Genomic DNA, 17,055 nt, shown 5'->3' on the forward strand with positions numbered 1-17,055 from the left:
GCCAGGTGGAGTTCGAGCGGGATTATGAGGGCTTTTGGCACGGGGCGTTTCGGGTTTGTATTGCAGTTGAAGCGGGCGTTCGCGTTGATCGCGCTTACAGGATTGTCGGCTTGCTCGACGGTGGTGCCGGCGACACCCGCGCCAGCGCGGCCCGCGGCGCAGGCGGCGCGTCCCGCTCCCCGTCCGATGCCGCCTCGTCCAGTGCAACCACGCCCCACACAGCCGCTCCCGGTTGTCCAGCGGCCGGTGCCGACCGAAGCGCCGGCGGCGCTGCAAGGCGCGATCCGGTCACTGGGCGCCAGTTTCGACGGCAGCGTCGGTATCGCGGTGCGGGACATCCATGCAGGGTGGGTCGTCGACTATAATGGCCGCCAGCCCATGCCGCAGCAGAGCGTGAGCAAGCTGTGGGTTGCGATGACGTTGCTCGAAGGCGTCGACCAGGGGCGCATCTCGCTGTCCGAGATGGTACGCATCACGCGCGACGACCTGACCTTGTTCCACCAGCCGATCAGTCAGTTGGTGGGCCAGGACGGCTATCAGGAGTCGGTGTCGTCGCTGCTCGCGCGCGCGATGACCCAGAGCGACAACACCGCCAATGACTCGCTGCTGCGCCGCGCCGGCGGACCGGCCGCGGTGCGTTCCTTCCTCACCAGCCACGGCATCACCGATATCCGCTTCGGCCCCGGCGAGCGCCTGCTGCAGAGCGGGACGGCGGGGCTGACATGGAAGCAGGAATATTCACGGGGCAATGCGTTCTACACCGCGCGCGCCAACCTGCCGATGAGCGTGCGCCAGGACGCGCTGGCCCGTTACCTCGCGGATCCGCCCGATGGTGCGACCGCGATCGGGATGGTCAACGCGCTCGCCAAGCTGAAGCGCGGCGAACTGTTGTCGTCGCGCTCGACCGACTATCTGATCACGACGATGCGCGCCTCGCGTACGGGCCCCAACCGCCTGCGTGGCGGCGTGTCCGCTGGCTGGCTCTTCGGTCACAAGACGGGCACGGGCCAGCAGCTTGGGGGCACCTCGACGGGCTATAACGATGTGGGCCTGCTCACCGCCCCCGATGGTCGCACCTATGCGGTCGCGGTGATGATCGGTTCGACGCGCCGTTCGATCCCCGAGCGGATGAGCCTGATGCAGGCGGTCACACGCGCGGTGATATCGAGCCACTGGGCCCGTCCGGCGACGGCGGATTGAACAGAGCTCCTCCCCGTTTGAGGGAGGAGCTGATTTACAGGATGCCCGGCAGATCGAGCTGGTTTTCGCGCGCGCAATCCTTTGCGATGTCGTAGCCCGCATCGGCGTGGCGCATGACGCCTGTGGCGGGATCGTTCCACAGCACGCGTTCGATGCGGCGATCGGCTTCTTCGCTGCCGTCGCACGCGATGACCATGCCGCTGTGCTGCGAGTAACCCATGCCCACGCCGCCACCATGGTGGAGCGACACCCAGGTCGCGCCTGACGCGGTATTGAGCAGTGCGTTCAGCAGCGGCCAGTCCGAGACCGCGTCCGAACCGTCCATCATCGCCTCGGTCTCGCGGTTGGGCGAGGCGACCGAGCCTGAATCGAGGTGGTCGCGGCCAATCACGACCGGGGCCTTGAGCTCGCCGTTGCGGACCATTTCATTGAAGGCGAGGCCGAGCCGGTGGCGGTCGCCAAGGCCCACCCAGCAGATGCGCGCGGGCAGGCCCTGGAACTGGATGCGCTCCCTCGCCATGTCGAGCCAGTTGTGGAGATGCGCGTTGTCGGGGAGCAGCTCCTTCACCTTCTGGTCGGTCTTGTAGATATCCTCCGGATCGCCCGAAAGCGCCGCCCAGCGAAAGGGCCCGACACCCTTGCAGAACAGCGGGCGGATATAGGCGGGAACGAAGCCGGGGAAATCGAAGGCGTTCACGACGCCCTCGTCCTTGGCGACCTGCCGGATATTGTTGCCATAATCGACGGTCGGCACGCCTGCGGCCTGGAAATCGAGCATTGCCCGGACATGCTCGGCCATCGACGCCTTGGCGGCCTTTGCGACCGACTGCGGATCGCGCTCGCGCCCCTCGAACCACTGGTCGAGCGTCCAGCCCTTAGGGAGATAGCCGTTGACGGGATCATGCGCCGAAGTCTGGTCGGTGAGCAGATCGGGGCGAACGCCGCGGCGGTAAAGCTCGGGAAGGATTTCGGCGGCGTTGCCGAGCAGACCGACCGAGATCGCGCGCTTTTCGGTGCAGGCCTTTTCGATCAGCTCGAGTGCCTCGTCTATGCTGTTCGCGCCATGGTCGAGATAGCGCGTCTTCAGCCGCATCTCGATCCGGCTCGGCTGGCATTCGATCGCGAGGCATGACGCGCCCGCCATCACCGCGGCGAGTGGCTGCGCGCCGCCCATGCCGCCAAGCCCCGCGGTCAGCAGCCATTTGCCCGACAGGTCGCCATTATGGTGCTGGCGCCCCATCTCGACGAAGGTCTCGTAGGTGCCCTGAACGATGCCCTGCGTGCCGATATAGATCCACGAGCCCGCGGTCATCTGGCCGTACATCGCCAGACCCTTGCGATCGAGCTCGTTGAAATGCTCCCAGTTCGCCCAGTGCGGGACGAGGTTCGAATTGGCGATCAGCACGCGCGGCGCATCCCTGTGCGTCCGGAACACACCGACGGGCTTGCCCGACTGGACGAGCAGCGTCTGGTCGTCATCAAGGCGCTTCAAAGTCTCAACGATCTTGTCGAAGCTCTGCCAGTCGCGCGCGGCGCGGCCGATGCCGCCATAGACGACCAGTTCATGCGGGTTCTCCGCCACCTCGGCATCGAGGTTGTTCATCAGCATGCGCAAGGGCGCCTCGGTCAGCCAGCTTTTCGCGTTGAGCTCGGTGCCACGCGGCGCGCGGATCGAACGGCTGTTGTCGATACGGGTCATTCTTTGCCTTTCGCGAAGGTCAGGCAGGCGGTGAGCACCTGCTTCAGTATCTGTTGCATTGGCTGGGCGCGCGTTGCGTCCCATTCGGGCGGCCAGGGCGCGGCCTCGTCGAGATAGCCGCGCATCGCGAGCTCCATCTGGATCGTGTGGAGGTCGGCCTCGGGGGAGCCATAATGCCGCGTGATCCATCCGCCCTTGAAGCGACCGTTGGTGACACGGTTTTGGCCCGATGCGTCGCAGACCGCCTCGACAGCGGCGGTCAGCGCCGTGTCGCAGCTTGCGCCGCCATTGGTGCCGATGTTGAACTGCGGCAGCTCACCATCGAACAGGCGGGGCACGACGCTGCGAATCGAATGCGCGTCATAGAGCACGACGCGCCGATGCAGCGCGCGGAGGCGCTCGATCTCGGCTGCGATCGCGTCGTGATAAGGCGTGAAATACAGTTCGCGGCGGCGCGCGATCTCGGCCTCGTCGGGCGCGTGGCCGGGCTGGTAGAGCGGCTCACCATCGAAGGTCTCGGTCGGACAGAGCCCCGTCGTCGCCTGCCCCGGATAAAGCGATGCGCCCGAGGGATCGCGGTTCATGTCGATAGCCGTGCGCGAGATCGCAGTACTGATGACCGTCGCGCCAAGATCCGTTGCAAAGGCGTAGAGCCGATCGACATACAGGTCGGCGTCATGCGCGCCGAGCGTGGTTGAGACGAGCCCGGCCCCAATGTCGGCAGGGATATGCGTGCCCGCGTGCGGTACGCTGACGATAAGCGGCGCATCGCCGCGCGTGACGGTGAGCCAGTCGATCATGCCACCCCCGGAAGCTCCGTCAGCGCCGCGACCTTGCCTTCGGCAATCAGCGCGGTGGCGGCAAGGATGTCGGGGTGAAAATGGCGGTCGTCGACCAGCGTGGGCACCTTGGTACGCAGCAGCGCGCGACCCGATTCCAGCGTCGCGCTCGACGCAAGCGGCGCGTGGAAGTCGCAGCCCTGTGCGGCGGCCAGATATTCGATGCCGAGCACCGCGGCGAGATTGTCGGCCATGCCGAGCAGGCGGCGTGCGCCGTGCGCGGCCATCGAGACATGGTCTTCCTGATTGGCCGAGGTCGGGATCGAATCGACGCTCGCGGGATAGGCCTTTTGCTTGTTCTCGGAGACGAGCGCGGCGGCGGTGACCTGCGGGATCATGAAGCCCGAATTGAGCCCCGGCTTGGGGGTGAGAAAGGCGGGGAGTCCCGACAGCGCAGGATCGACGAGCATCGCGGTGCGGCGCTCGGAGATCGAGCCGATCTCGCAGAGCGCAAGCGCGATCATGTCGGCGGCGAAGGCGACGGGCTCGGCATGGAAATTGCCACCCGACAGCGCCTCGTCGGCATCGGGGAAAATCAGCGGATTGTCCGAAACGCCATTGGCTTCGGTCCCGAGCGTGGTCGCTGCCTGACGCAGCACGTCGAGCGCGGCGCCCATCACCTGCGGCTGGCAGCGCAGGCAATAGGGATCCTGCACGCGCGGATCGTCGGTCTTGTGCGACGCCCGGATCGCCGACCCCGCCATCAGCGCGCGCAGCGCCGCGGCGGTCTCGATCTGGCCCTTGTGGCGGCGCAGATCATGGATCCGCGGATCGAAGGGCGTGTCCGACCCCTTGGCGGCCTCGACCGAAAGCGCACCCGTGACGAGCGCCGACTGGAAAAGCCGTTCGGCCTCGAACAGGGCTGCGAGCGCGTTGGCGCACGAGAATTGCGTTCCGTTGAGTAGCGCGAGCCCTTCCTTCGGGCCGAGTGTCAGCGGTGCGAGTCCGGCTTCGGCGAGCGCGGCATTGGCCTGCAATCGCTCGCCGTCGAGAAAGATTTCACCGACGCCGATCATCGCAGCGGCAAGATGCGAAAGCGGAGCCAGATCGCCCGACGCCCCCACCGATCCTTGTGCGGGGATGACAGGGGTCAGCCCCCTGGCGAGCATCGCTTCAAGCAGGGTGATGGTTGCCGGGCGGACGCCCGAGGCGCCCTGTGAGAGACTGGCGAGCTTCAGCGCCATCATCAGCCGCGCGACGGAAACGGGCATCGGCTCTCCGACGCCCGCGGCGTGGCTCAGCACGATATTGCGCTGGAGCGTTTCGAGATCTTCGTCACCGATGCGGACGCTGGCGAGCTTTCCAAAGCCCGTGTTGATGCCATAGACGGGCGCGCCCTTGGCAAGGATGCGTTCCACCGCGGCCGCACTCTCGGCAATCAGCGGATAGGCGGCGGCGTCGAGCACGGGCGTTGCGCCGCGATAGATGGTGCGCCAGTCGGCAAGCGGGACCTGACCCGGCTTGATCGTGATGTTCGTCATAGACCCTTCCACACACGCGCATGGAGCGGGTTCGCGCCCATGCGATAGACAAGTTCGGCGGGACGCTCGACGTCCCAGATTGCGAGGTCGCAGCTCTTGCCCGCCTCCAGCGTGCCCGTTTCGCCGAGGAGGCCAAGAGCACGCGCGGCCTCACGCGTCACGCCTGCGAGGCATTCGTCGACGGTGAGACGGAACAGGGTCGCCGCCATGTTCATCACGAGCAGCAGCGAGGTGAGCGGAGAAGTGCCAGGATTGCAGTCGGTCGCAAGCGCGATCGGGACGCCTGCCGCGCGCAGGGCGTCGATCGGCGGCAGCTTCGTCTCGCGCGTGAAGTAAAAGGCACCGGGCAGCAGCACCGCGACGCTCCCCGCCTTCGCCATCGCCTCGATCCCGACATCGTCGAGAAATTCGAGATGGTCGGCCGAAAGCGCGTCGAAGCCCGCGGCGAGCGCGGCGCCGTGGAGGTTGGAAAGCTGCTCGGCATGGAGCTTGACGGGCAGGCCGTGAACGCGCGCCGCCTCGAAAACGCGCGAGACCTGACCGGGGGTGAATCCGATGCCTTCGCAGAACGCGTCGACCGCATCGGCAAGCCCTTCGGTGGCGACCGCGGGGATCATCTCGTTGCAGATCAGGTCGACATAGCCATCGGCATTGTCCGTGAATTCGGGCGGCAACGCATGCGCACCAAGAAAGGTGGTGGTGACGCGGACATCGCGCTCGGCCCCCAATCGGCGCGCCGCGCGGAGCATCTTGAGTTCGGCCTCGGTCGAGAGGCCATAGCCCGACTTGACCTCGATCGTGGTCAGCCCCTCGGCGACCAGCGCGTCAAGCCTGTCGAGTGCCGAGGCGACCAGTTCTTCCTCGCTCGCCGCGCGCGTCGCCGTCATCGTCGAGACGATTCCGCCGCCCGCACGTGCGATGTCGGCATAGCTGGCACCCGCCAGCCGCAGCTCGAACTCATGCGCGCGATTGCCTGCGTGGATCAGGTGCGTGTGGCAATCGATGAAGCCCGGCGTGATCCAGCGGCCTTCGCAGTCGATGATCTCGGCCGCATCATAGCGTGCATCGACGGGGCCGGCGTGGACGATGCGGCCATCCTTCGCCGCAACCATGCCATTCTCGATCGTACCCGCTGCCGTCATCGTCGCCAGCCGGGCATTGGTCCAGATGCGATCGCAGCGATGTGTGGAGTCGGTTGCCATGCGCATAGACTTGCTCAATCACCCGCATTATGTCTAGACATAATATTCGCCGCTTGAGGATGACCCGATGACGACGCTCTGGTTCGAAACTGCCCTGCTCCCCGACGGCTGGGGCGATCGCGTCCGGGTTGCGATCGAGGACGGACGCATCGCCTCGGTCGTGCGCGGTGTCGATCCCGCGCACAGCGACGAGCGCCACGCGATCGCGGTTTCGGGCCAGTGCAATGTCCACAGCCATGCCTTTCAGCGTGGCATGGCGGGGCTTTCGGAACATCGCGGCGACGGCAGCCGCGACGACAATTTCTGGAGCTGGCGCGAGGTGATGTACCGCTTCCTCGATCGCCTCACGCCCGATGATATAGAGGCGATCACTGCGCAGGCCTATGTCGAGATGCTCGAGACGGGCTACACGCGCGTCGGCGAGTTCCATTATCTCCACAATGATCCTGCGGGTGCGCGCTATGCCGATCCGGCGGAGACCGCGGGGCGGATCTCGGCGGCTGCGGAGGCGACCGGGATCGGGCTGACCTTGCTGCCCGTCTTCTACGCACATAGCGATTTCGGCGGGCAGCCGCCCAAGCCCGGCCAGCGCCGCTTCCTGAGTGATCTCGACGGTTTCGCGACACTGCTCGATGCCAGCCGCGCGAAGCTGCAGGGCGACGCCAATATGGGTGTCGCACCGCACAGCCTGCGTGCGGTCACCGGCCCCGAACTCGCCGCGCTCAGGGAGATGAGCCCGACCGGCCCCTTTCATATCCATGCCGCCGAGCAGGTGAAGGAGGTTGAGGCAAGCATTGCGTTTTCGGGCGCACGACCGGTCGAATGGCTGCTGGCCAATGCGGGCGTGGACGCGCGCTGGTGCCTTATCCACGCGACGCACCTGACCGATGCCGAATGCGATGCGCTTGCCGGGAGCGGCGCGGTCGCCGGGCTGTGCCCGATCACCGAGGCCAATCTGGGCGACGGAATCTTCCCCGCCGCGCGCTTTCTTGATGCGGGCGGAGCGATTGGCACGGGCACCGATTCCAATATCCTGATCGATGTGGCAGGGGAGCTGCGCATGATCGAATACAGCCAGCGCCTGCGCGACCGGGGCCGCAACATCCTTGCCGCGAACGGCGTTTCGACGGGTGCCCGGCTGTTCGGGCGCACGCTCGCGGGCGGTGCGCAGGCGCTGGGCGTCGCGGGCGGCATCGCCGAGGGCGCGTCGGCGGACATCGTCTCGCTCGACGCCACGCATCCCGCACTCGACGGGCGCAAGGGCGACCTGTTGCTCGACGGGTGGATCTTCTCGGGTCGCGCGGGGTGCATCGACAGCGTCTGGCGGCACGGCGCCAGGGTCGTGACCGGTGGACGGCATCGCGCGGCCGAACCCATCGCCACGCGCTACCGCGAGACGGTGAGGGCGCTTCTGGCGGGATGAGCATTGCGCAGACCCTCGACCAGCGCATCCGCGAGGATATCGAACGCAATATCCGATCGGGCACATGGCGGCCCGGCGACCGCATCCCGTTCGAGCATGAACTGGTCGCCGAATATGGCTGCGCCCGCGCGACGGTGAGCAAGGCGCTGACCGCGCTCAGTCGCGCGGGGCTGATCGAGCGGCGGCGCAAGGCGGGGTCATTCGTCGCGCATCCGCATGTCCAGTCGGCGGTGCTCGACGTGCCCGATATCGGATCGGTGATCGCGGCGCGCGGCGATAGCTATCGCTTCGAACTGCTCAGGCGACGCGTGCGGGCGCATGCTGCAGGCGACGCGCTCGACGCTGCGGGCGACCTGCTCGCGATCGAGGGCGTGCACTATGCCGCGAACGAACCCTTCGGCCATGAGCAACGCCTGATCAGCCTCGCCATGGTGCCCGAAGCGCGCGACGTCGATTTCGAGGCGGAGGCGCCGGGCTCCTGGCTGCTGGGCCATGTTCCATGGAGCGAGGCGCGCCACCGGATCGCGGCGGTCCCCGCGAGCCCGCGCCTCGCCAGGCTGCTCGGCATTGCGCCGGGCACCGCCTGCCTCCAGCTCGAACGCTGGACATGGCAGCTCGGCAAGGGCGTGACCTGGGTGCGCCAGACCTTTCCGGGCGACCGCTATGATCTCGTTGCGGAATTCACGCCCCAGAGCCGGTGATTTCTGTGTTAGTGCGGACAGATGAACCCGCTCTACGCCAATATGCCCACCACGATCTTCGAGAAGATGTCCGGCCTCGCGCGCGAGACGGGCGCGATCAATCTGGGGCAGGGCTTTCCCGATTCGAACGGCCCGGCGGACGTGCTCGAAGCCGCGCAGCGTGCGCTGGTCGTGCAATCCAACCAGTATCCGCCGATGGCGGGGCTGCCGGTGCTGCGTCAGGCTGTCGCGGATCACTATCGCCGGCATCAGGGCATCGACCTCGACTGGCAGAGCGAGGTCATAGTGACCTCGGGCGCGACCGAGGCGCTGGCGGCGGCGATCTTCGCGCTGGTGACACCGGGCGACGAGGTCGTGCTGATCCAGCCGATGTACGACGCCTATCTGCCGCTCGTGTTGCGCGCGGGCGGGGTGCCCAAGCTGGTGCGGCTCGAGCCGCCCGCATGGCGGTTGACCGAAGAAGCGCTGGCCGCGGCATTCAGCGACCGCACGGCGGTCGCGATCCTCAACAACCCGCTCAACCCGACCGCGACGATATTCTCCGATGCGGAGCTGGAACTGCTCGCGCGTTTCGCGGTGAAGCATGACGCAATCGTGATCAGCGACGAGGTGTGGGAACATGTCGTCTTCGACGGCCGCGCGCATAGCCCGATCATGGCAATGCCGGGGATGCGCGAGCATACGGTGAAGATCGGATCGGGGGGCAAGATCTTCTCCCTGACCGGCTGGAAGGTTGGCTGGATGTGCGCCGCATCAGAACTTACTCATGCGCTGGCACGCGCGCATCAGTTCCTGACTTTCACGACGCCGCCAAATCTTCAGGCCGCGGTCGCGCACGGGCTGGGCAAGAATGAAGCCTATTTCACCGGCATGCGCGCCGATTTCGCGCGCTCGCGCGACCGGTTGACGGCGGGGCTGGCAGAGGCCGGCTGGGCGGTGCTGCCAAGCGCGGGCACTTATTTCCTCTCGATCGACCTCGCGGCGTCGGGGGTGGCGGTGGATGACGTGACCGTCTGCGACCGGCTGGTCCGCGAGGCCGGAGTCGCCGCCATTCCTGTCTCGGCCTTTTATGCCGAGGCGCCCGTCACCTCGGTCGTGCGCCTCTGCTTCGCCAAGGTCGATGCGACGATCGACGAAGGTATCGCGCGCATGGCAAAGGCGCGGGCGCTGTTCGCGCGGTCGTGAGGACCGTGACCGATTGGCGCAATGCAGGACCGCGCCTTCATGCGCGCGCCGCAGCGATATGCGCGTCGATCAATTGCTCGAGCACGGTCATGGGCACGCCGCCTGCCTTGACCACGGCATCGTTGAATCGCCTCAGATCGTAGCGCGTGCCAAGTGCCGCCATCGCTTTCTGGCGCAGGCGGTTTATCTCGTTGTGCCCCGCTTTGTAGCCGCACGCCTGCCCGGGCCATGCGCAGTACCGGTCGACCTCGCTGCTCACCTCCTCGACCGTCGAGCCATTGGTCGTCGCAAACCACTGGATCGCATGATCGCGCGTCCATCGCTTGGCATGCAGGCCGGTATCGACGACGAGCCGGCATGCGCGGAAAGAGATCGACTGGAGATAGCCTAGTCGCCCGAGCGGATCGCCTTCATAGACGCCGAGTTCGTCCGCGATCTGCTCGGCATAGAGCGCCCAGCCTTCCGAATAGGCGTTGAACGCGAGCAGCGATCGGACCAGCGGCAGCTTGTAGCTGTATTCGCCTTGCCAGATATGCCCCGGAATCCCCTCGTGATAGGTCAGCGTCGGCAACGCATAGCGCGGCCAGATCCCGGTATCGCGCAGGTTGATATAATAGTTGCCGGGGACCGAGCCGTCGATCGTACCTGCTGCGGCATAGCCGCCCGGCGCGCCCGCCTCGATCTCGGGCGGCACGCGCTTGACGATCAGCTTGCCCGGAACGAGCGTCGCGAAGGCGCGCGGCAGTCGCTCGCGGATATCCGCGACGCGCCCGTTGATATAGTCGAGGATTTGCGCACGCCCTGCATCGGTATTGGGAAAGAGGTAGCGCGGATCCTTGCCGAGCGCGGTCATCCGTTCGCCGACAGTCCCGCGCGTCAGCCCTTCGGCGCGCAGCAGCGCATCCATCTGCGCCGCCAGCGACTTGACCTGTTCGAGACCGAGCCGATGTACCTCTTCGGGCGACATGCGCGACGTGGTTCCCGCGCGGAGCGCCCAGTCATAATAGGCGTCGCCCTTTGGCAGCTTCCACACGCCCGCATCGGCGGTTGCGGCTGCGCGATGACGTTCGAGCTCGGTGATCTGCCGATCGAGTGCGGGCGCGACCTTGTCCGCGGCGAGCCGCGCGGCCCGTGCCGCGTGCCCCCCGGGAATATCCGCGGTACGCCGCGCAATAGAGGATGCGACGGTCCATTCGGCGATCGGCCGCGCGCGCGCTGTCTTCATCTGCCCGAGCGTCTTGTCGAGCAGGAAGGCCGGCGCGATGACCCGGGCGCCGCGGTCGTGTTCAAGCCGCGCAGTTTCCCCATCGAGCGCGCCGGCATAGGCGTCGAGCCGGGCGAGATAGGCGTCGGCGTCAGCCGTGTCCGCGACCGCGTGGTTGCTGTCGAGAAAGTCGGGAATCTCGATGAAGGCGCCCAGGTTCTGCGCGACGACATAGGGCGAGTTGCGATAAGAGAATTGCGGGTTGAGCGTCACCGTATCGCCGAAGCCGAAGCCATATCCCTCGACCGCCAGTTCATGTGCGGCGGTGACAACCGCAACGTCATTGCGCGCCGCGGGACCGAGTTGATTCAGGTCGATCGCCCGCAACTGCGCGAGCCTTTGTTTCGCAGCCGCTGCGAGACGCTGCACACCGTCGGGCGACCGGTCGGTAAGGCGCGCCTTGAGCGTCTTGCGCGCGTCCTTGTCGAGGCCGAGCAAAGTTGCGTTCTCAGGATATTCGGCGAGCAGCGCTTCCGCGACAGAGTCAAGCGTTCGCTCCGCTGCAGCATCAGAATTCGTTGCGGTCCCTGCTGCGCGAAGCGCGCCCGGGAGCAGTTGCAGCGCGGCCAGCGCGCTCGCGGACTGAAGAAATTGGCGGCGAGCCAGTGACGCCATGATCTTGCTGCTCCTTACCCGATTGAAACTTTGCGTGGGTCGCACAGTGGGCGAGCGAGCGCAACTTGGGCTGGTCCTGTGCTGACGTCAGCGAGGGTTGCAGCTCCTAAAACGCCGGCAGCACCGCGCCGGCATAGTTCTTCTCGATGAACGCCCTGGCGTCCGCGCTCTTGAGCGCCGCGATCAGTTTCACGACCCTGGGGTCGTTTCGCCCCTCCTCCAGCCCGACGACATAGTTGAGATAGGGCGAATCCTTGCCCTCGATCAGCAGTGCGTCCTTTACGGGGCTCAGCTTCGCGTCGAGCGCGTAGTTGGTGTTGATGAGCGCGAGGTCGAGTTGGTCCAGGACGCGCGGCATCGCGGCGGCTTCGAGTTCCTTGAACTGGAGATTCTTCGGGTTGCTCGTGATGTCGCCGAGCGTGGAGAGCGCATGGCCGGGCTGCTTCAGTTTCAGCAAACCCGCCTTTTCGAGCAGGACGAGCGCGCGGCCGGTGCTGCTCGGGTCGTTCGGGATGGCGACCTGCGCGCCTTGTGGCAGTTCTTCGAGCGACTTCCACTTGCGCGAATAGCCGCCCATTGGTTCGACATGAATGCCCGCGAAGGTGACGAGCTTCGTCCCGCGATTGGCGTTGAAATCGTCGAGATAGGGCCTGGTCTGGAAATAGTTCACGTCGATCTGCTTCTGCGCGACCTGCATATTGGGCTGCACATAATCGTTGAACACGCGGATTTGCAGATCGACGCCCTCTTTCGAGAGCGCGGGCTTGATGTGTTCGAGGATCTCGGCATGCGGCACCGCGGTCGCGGCGACGGTGAGCGTGTCGCCATCGGCCTTGTTCCCGCCCGAGCAGGCGGCGAGCGCGAGCAGCGCGGAAGCGACAAGGAAGGTACGGCGGGTCATGCAGGCGTCCTTAGCGGCGGGTGTAGTGCTGGGCGAGGCGGTCGCCGGCGAACTGGATCGCCTGGACCATGAGGATGAGGATGACGACGGTCACGATCATGACGTCGGTCTGAAAGCGTTGATAGCCGAAGCGGATCGCGAGATCGCCGAGGCCGCCGGCGCCGACAACGCCGGCCATTGCGGTGAAGGAGACCAGCGCGACCGCGGTTACGGTGGCGGCCGAGATGATTCCGGGCATCGCCTCGGGAATGAGCGCGCGCCAGACGGTCTGGCTGGTGGTTGCGCCCATCGACTGAACCGCCTCGATCGTGTTGCGATCGACCTCGCGCAGCGCGCTTTCGACGAGCCGTGCGAAGAAGGGCGCGGCACCGACGACGAGCGGCGGGATCGCGCCGACGACGCCGAGCGACGTGCCGACAAGCGCCACGGTGAGCGGGATCATCACGATCAGCAGGATGACGAAGGGGACCGAGCGCAGCACATTGACGATGAAGCCGACCGCGGCATTGGCGGCGCGGTTCTGGAGGAGCTGACGGCCCGATGTAAGGAAGAGCAGCACGCCGAGAGGCAGGCCGAGCAGGATGGTCAGCACGAGCGAACCGCCGAGCATCGCGAGCGTGTCGAGACAGGCCTGACCGATGTCCGACCAGTCGATATTGGCGAACCAGCCGCTCATGCCCGGGCGCTCATACCGCGTGCTCCGCCATTGCACCGAGGAGCCGCTGCGTCGCCGGATGCGCGGCGCGGTCGAAGATGTCGGCAACGGGCCCCGTTTCCACGACCACGCCATGATCGAGCACGGCAACGCGGTCACAGATCGCGCGGACGACCTCCATCTCGTGCGTGATCAGCACGACGGTGAGCCCCAGTTCGCGATTGAGTTCCTTGAGCAGCGTCAGGACCGAGCGCGTCGTCTGGGGATCGAGCGCGCTCGTCGCTTCGTCACATAGCAGGATGTCGGGCTGTGTCGCGACCGCACGCGCAATGCCGACGCGCTGCTTTTGCCCGCCCGAGAGCTGTGCCGGATATTTGTGTGCGTGGTCGGAAAGCCCGAAACGCAGCAGCAGTTCGTCGACGCGCGCATCGATTGCAGCGCGCGGATCGCCCGCGAGCTTCAATGGAAAGGCGACGTTCTGGGTCACCGTGCGCGACGAAAGCAGCCCGAAATTCTGGAAGATCATGCCGATGCGGCGGCGCAATTGCCGCAGACCGGCGGCGTCGAGCGTACTGACATCGATGCCGTCGACCTCGACGCGGCCCGAACTCGGCCGCTCGAGCGCGTTGATGAGGCGCACAAGCGTCGACTTGCCCGCGCCCGATTGCCCGATGACGCCGAATATCTCGCCGCGCGCGACGCTGAGGTCGACGCGGTCGAGCGCAGGGCCGCTATTGGCCGCGAAGCGCTTGCGGACGTCGGTGAGCTGGATCACGGCTTGGTCGGACATGATCGCCCGCTTCTAGGCGAGGATCGCGTGCGCGCCAAATCCCGATGCGCGCAATATTTGTTCGTCACGGCGAAAGAAAACTTGGGGGGCGCCCGGCTATCCGACCTCGCTCTCGATCAGCCAGCCACCGGCGCGGTCGAGCCGCGTTCGATCACCGCGAAAGCGAGCTTCCTGCGGCGGATCTCGGCCTGACCGTCGATCAGCAGCGCGGTCGCGAAATAGGCGAGGTCCTGCGACGGCTGGTGAACCGTCGTGAGCGGTGGCCAGACGAGTCTGCACAGCGTGGTGTCGTCGAAGCCGGCGATCGAGAGGGTTTCGGGGACCGCGATATCGCGCTCGTGCGCGACCGCGAGCACGCCCGCCGCCATCTCGTCATTGCTGGCGAAAATCGCGGTGGGGGGCTCGCTCAGGTCGAGCAGCGCGGCGCCCGCGACGCGACCCGATTCGAAGTCATAGCGGCCCGGCTGAATGATCGCCGGATCCTCGGCGATCCCGTGCGCTACGAGCGCGGCGCGATAGCCTTCGACGCGATCGGCGGTCGAGGCGTGATCGGGGTGACCGAGCACGAAGCCGATGCGGCGGTGGCCCAGCGCGATGAGGCGCGCGGTCATCGCCTCGGCCGCGGCGCGGTCGTCGATAAAGACCGAGGAGGATGCGTCGGGCTCGGTCCCCGGCGAGATGCGGACGAAGGCCACGTCGCGGCGGTGCAGTTCGTCGATCAGCGCCGCGACATCCGCCAGCGGCGGCGGCAGGATGATGCCGTCGAGATGCGTCTCGTCGATCAGCGCGCGGACATCGTCGAGCAGGCGCGGCGAATGGATGTCGCAGGGCTGGAAGATCAGGCGGAAGCCGTTTTCGAGGCAGCAGCGCCGCGCGCCCGCAAGCAGGTCGAACACGTAATAGGCGTTCTCATTGTCATAGAGCAGCGCGATCTGGAAGGAGCGCTTGCCCGCGAGCGCGCGCGCCGCCGCACTGGGACGGAAGCCGAGTTGTTCGATCGCGGCCTCAACCTTCAGCCGCGTTTCCTCGCGGACATAGCGTTCCTTGTTGAGAACGCGCGAGACGGTCTTGATCGAGACGCCCGCCGTCTCGGAGACGTCGCGAATGGTGAGCCGCATCCTGTTCCCAATCAACCTGACAGCAATGTCATACGCCTATGACTTCGCTCAGCGAAACACAACGGTCCGGTTGCCGTTCGGCAGGATGCGGCGTTCGGCGTGCCATGTTATCGCCCGGGCGAGCACGACGGTCTCGACGTCGCGACCGGCGGCGACCATTTCGTCGGCGCTGGTGGCGTGATCGACACGGATCACCTCCTGTTCGATGATCGGCCCCTCATCGAGATCGGAGGTGACATAATGCGCGGTGGCGCCGATCAGCTTCACCCCGCGCGCATGCGCTTGGTGATAGGGTTTGGCACCCTTGAAGCCCGGCAGGAAGCTGTGGTGGATATTGATCGCGCGCCCCGCGAGCTTCGCGCAGAGATCGTCCGACAGCACCTGCATATAGCGCGCGAGCACGAGCAGCTCGCCGCGCTCGCGCGTGAAAAGGTCCATCAGCCGCGCCTCGGCCTCGGCCTTGGTCGCCGCGGTCACGGGGATGTGATGAAACGGGATGCCGCGCGCCGCGGCGAGCGCCGCAAAGTCCTGATGGTTGGAAATAATCGCGGCGATGTCGATCGGCAGCGCGCCAATCTCGTGGCGATAGAGCAGGTCGTTGAGGCAGTGCCCGAAACGCGAGACCATGATGACGGTGCGCGGGCGATAGGCGGCGTCGCTGATCTGCCAGTCCATCTGATAGCGCGCGGCGATCGCGGCGAAGCGCGCGCGCAGCGTGTCGCCCGAAACCCCACCCTCGCTCGCGAACAGCATGCGCAGGAAGAAGCGACCGCTCTCCAGATCGTCGAACTGCGCGGATTCGAGGATATTGCAGTCCTGCTCCGCGACGAAGCCCGCGACCGCGGCGACGATGCCACGTGCGTCGGGGCAGGAAAGCGTCAGTATATGGCGATCGTCCACTGGAATTCCCGTCAGAAGGGGGCCGTATCCGCGGTCGCGTAGTGCGCCATCGCCATGGTGGTCAACTGCGCGTTGACGCGGATGCAGCTCGGAAAGACGCTGGCATCGGTGACCATCACGTTGGTGGTGCCATGGACGCGGAAGTCCATGCCGATGACGCTGTGGGCGGGATCCTGGCCGATCGCGTTGCCGCCCTGCGGGTGCGAGCTCGACAGCGTGACGTCGTCTGCCTCGCGGATATTGTCCTCGAAGAACTGGTCGATATCGCCCCAATGCGTGCCCGCGCGCAGCGTTTGCCCTCGCGCGAGCGCGGGATAGACCTCTTCGGCGCCCGCTGCGAAATGCACCTTGGACAGCGTCGCGAGCGCGCGGCGCAGCAGCGGCAGCTCGACATTGCTGCGCAGCTTGAAGCTCAGTTTGCTGCCCTTCATCTGCCCGCATCGATCAGCGGGAAAGAGGATGCCCGCGGAGGCGAGCCGGTTATAGTTGTGCATGCGGCCGAAATGGTCGCCGAACCACCCCGGAACGAGCGTTGCCATGCTCATCGGCGGCTGGAAATGCGATTCGAGCAGGAAGTCGCCCTGGTCGACATAGCTGGTCATCTGATCCTCGTTCCACGCGCGCACGTCGGTGCCCCGGGGCATCAACGCGACCACGGGACAGGCGATATTGAGCGACATGGCGTTGCCGCTGTCGGCGACGCCGCTGGCCTTGAGCAGCCGGCTCGAGGCCAGCGCACCCGCCGCCACGACGACGCCGCGGCGCGCGCGGATGAAATGACGACGGCCGTAGGCGAGCTGCAGTTCGACGCCCTCGGCGACGCGCTTGTCGCCCACAAGATCGGGCTTCCAGCGGATGCGCGTGACCTCAGCATCGGCAATGATCCGCGCCTGGTGCGCGACGGCCTCGCGTAGCCGCGACTGCGGCATCGCATTCTTGCGACCATAGGCGCAGCCCGTGTTGCAATAGCCGCAATAGACGCAGGGATTGCCGGGATCGCCCCAGTTCTTGCGGAACCAGTCGGCGGGGGCAATGCGGTCGCGTTCGAGCCCGGTCGCTTCGGCATAGGCGGCCCAGCCCTT

The 17,055-nt window shown here is 66.3% G+C and carries 15 protein-coding genes; 4 read left to right on the forward strand and 11 right to left on the reverse strand.

The window, feature by feature from the left end; translation table 11 throughout:
* Nucleotides 1-24: 24 nt before the first annotated feature.
* Nucleotides 25-1,200, forward strand: a complete 1,176-nt coding sequence (locus MKI88_RS12760) for a serine hydrolase (protein ID WP_407073351.1) — start codon at nucleotides 25-27, stop codon at nucleotides 1,198-1,200.
* Nucleotides 1,201-1,234: 34 nt separating this feature from the next.
* Here MKI88_RS12760 and hutU read toward each other — a convergent pair whose 3' ends face one another.
* From hutU to hutI, 4 genes are read right to left on the reverse strand one after another with little or no spacing between them, the layout of a single operon-like run.
* Nucleotides 1,235-2,899, reverse strand: a complete 1,665-nt coding sequence (gene hutU, locus MKI88_RS12765) for a urocanate hydratase (protein WP_241631766.1) — start codon at nucleotides 2,897-2,899, stop codon at nucleotides 1,235-1,237.
* Nucleotides 2,896-3,699 (reverse strand): N-formylglutamate deformylase, encoded by an 804-nt coding sequence (gene hutG, locus MKI88_RS12770; protein WP_241631767.1) that lies wholly within the window; start codon nucleotides 3,697-3,699, stop codon nucleotides 2,896-2,898. Before hutG ends, hutU begins: the two co-directional genes overlap by 4 nt.
* The gene (hutH, locus tag MKI88_RS12775) at nucleotides 3,696-5,219 is read right to left on the reverse strand and encodes a histidine ammonia-lyase (protein WP_241631768.1); all 1,524 of its coding nucleotides are present in this window, start codon (nucleotides 5,217-5,219) and stop codon (nucleotides 3,696-3,698) included. Before hutH ends, hutG begins: the two co-directional genes overlap by 4 nt.
* Nucleotides 5,216-6,421, reverse strand: a complete 1,206-nt coding sequence (hutI, locus tag MKI88_RS12780; RefSeq protein ID WP_241631769.1) for an imidazolonepropionase — start codon at nucleotides 6,419-6,421, stop codon at nucleotides 5,216-5,218. Before hutI ends, hutH begins: the two co-directional genes overlap by 4 nt.
* A 67-nt stretch (nucleotides 6,422-6,488) precedes the next feature.
* Between hutI and MKI88_RS12785 the strand changes: the two genes are divergently transcribed.
* The 3 genes from MKI88_RS12785 to MKI88_RS12795 are packed head-to-tail and all read left to right on the forward strand — an operon-like array spanning nucleotide 6,489 to nucleotide 9,730.
* On the forward strand, nucleotides 6,489-7,844 hold the full coding sequence (locus MKI88_RS12785) for a formimidoylglutamate deiminase (protein WP_241631770.1): 1,356 nt from the start codon (nucleotides 6,489-6,491) through the stop codon (nucleotides 7,842-7,844).
* Nucleotides 7,841-8,545, forward strand: coding sequence for a histidine utilization repressor (gene hutC / locus MKI88_RS12790; protein WP_241631771.1), 705 nt, complete (start codon nucleotides 7,841-7,843; stop codon nucleotides 8,543-8,545). The genes MKI88_RS12785 and hutC overlap by 4 nt, the downstream gene beginning before the upstream one ends.
* A gap of 21 nt (nucleotides 8,546-8,566) precedes the next feature.
* A complete protein-coding gene (locus MKI88_RS12795; RefSeq protein WP_241631772.1) occupies nucleotides 8,567-9,730 on the forward strand; it encodes an aminotransferase in 1,164 nt (387 codons plus the stop codon).
* Nucleotides 9,731-9,767: 37 nt separating this feature from the next.
* Here MKI88_RS12795 and MKI88_RS12800 read toward each other — a convergent pair whose 3' ends face one another.
* The 7 genes from MKI88_RS12800 to MKI88_RS12830 form a co-directional block, all read right to left on the reverse strand.
* Nucleotides 9,768-11,609, reverse strand: a complete 1,842-nt coding sequence (locus MKI88_RS12800; RefSeq protein WP_241631773.1) for a DUF885 family protein — start codon at nucleotides 11,607-11,609, stop codon at nucleotides 9,768-9,770.
* Nucleotides 11,610-11,715: 106 nt separating this feature from the next.
* The gene (locus tag MKI88_RS12805) at nucleotides 11,716-12,510 is read right to left on the reverse strand and encodes a MetQ/NlpA family ABC transporter substrate-binding protein (protein WP_241631774.1); all 795 of its coding nucleotides are present in this window, start codon (nucleotides 12,508-12,510) and stop codon (nucleotides 11,716-11,718) included.
* Nucleotides 12,511-12,520: 10 nt separating this feature from the next.
* Entirely contained in the window at nucleotides 12,521-13,186 is a 666-nt protein-coding gene (locus tag MKI88_RS12810; RefSeq protein ID WP_241631775.1) for a methionine ABC transporter permease, read from the reverse strand.
* A 10-nt stretch (nucleotides 13,187-13,196) separates the two neighbouring features.
* Nucleotides 13,197-13,955: a methionine ABC transporter ATP-binding protein gene (locus tag MKI88_RS12815; protein WP_241631776.1), complete on the reverse strand. Its 759-nt coding sequence runs from the start codon at nucleotides 13,953-13,955 to the stop codon at nucleotides 13,197-13,199.
* A gap of 116 nt (nucleotides 13,956-14,071) precedes the next feature.
* The gene (locus MKI88_RS12820) at nucleotides 14,072-15,073 is read right to left on the reverse strand and encodes a LacI family DNA-binding transcriptional regulator (protein WP_241631777.1); all 1,002 of its coding nucleotides are present in this window, start codon (nucleotides 15,071-15,073) and stop codon (nucleotides 14,072-14,074) included.
* A 48-nt stretch (nucleotides 15,074-15,121) separates the two neighbouring features.
* Nucleotides 15,122-15,979 carry a formyltetrahydrofolate deformylase gene (gene purU / locus MKI88_RS12825; RefSeq protein WP_241631784.1) on the reverse strand — a complete coding sequence of 286 codons (858 nt, stop codon included), beginning with the start codon at nucleotides 15,977-15,979 and terminating at the stop codon, nucleotides 15,122-15,124.
* A gap of 5 nt (nucleotides 15,980-15,984) precedes the next feature.
* On the reverse strand, nucleotides 15,985-17,055 hold a 1,071-nt coding region (locus tag MKI88_RS12830), incomplete at its 5' end, for a GMC oxidoreductase (protein ID WP_241631778.1).

It is taken from the genome of Sphingomonas sp. LaA6.9, assembly GCF_022601895.1.
Taxonomy (GTDB): domain Bacteria; phylum Pseudomonadota; class Alphaproteobacteria; order Sphingomonadales; family Sphingomonadaceae; genus Sphingobium_A.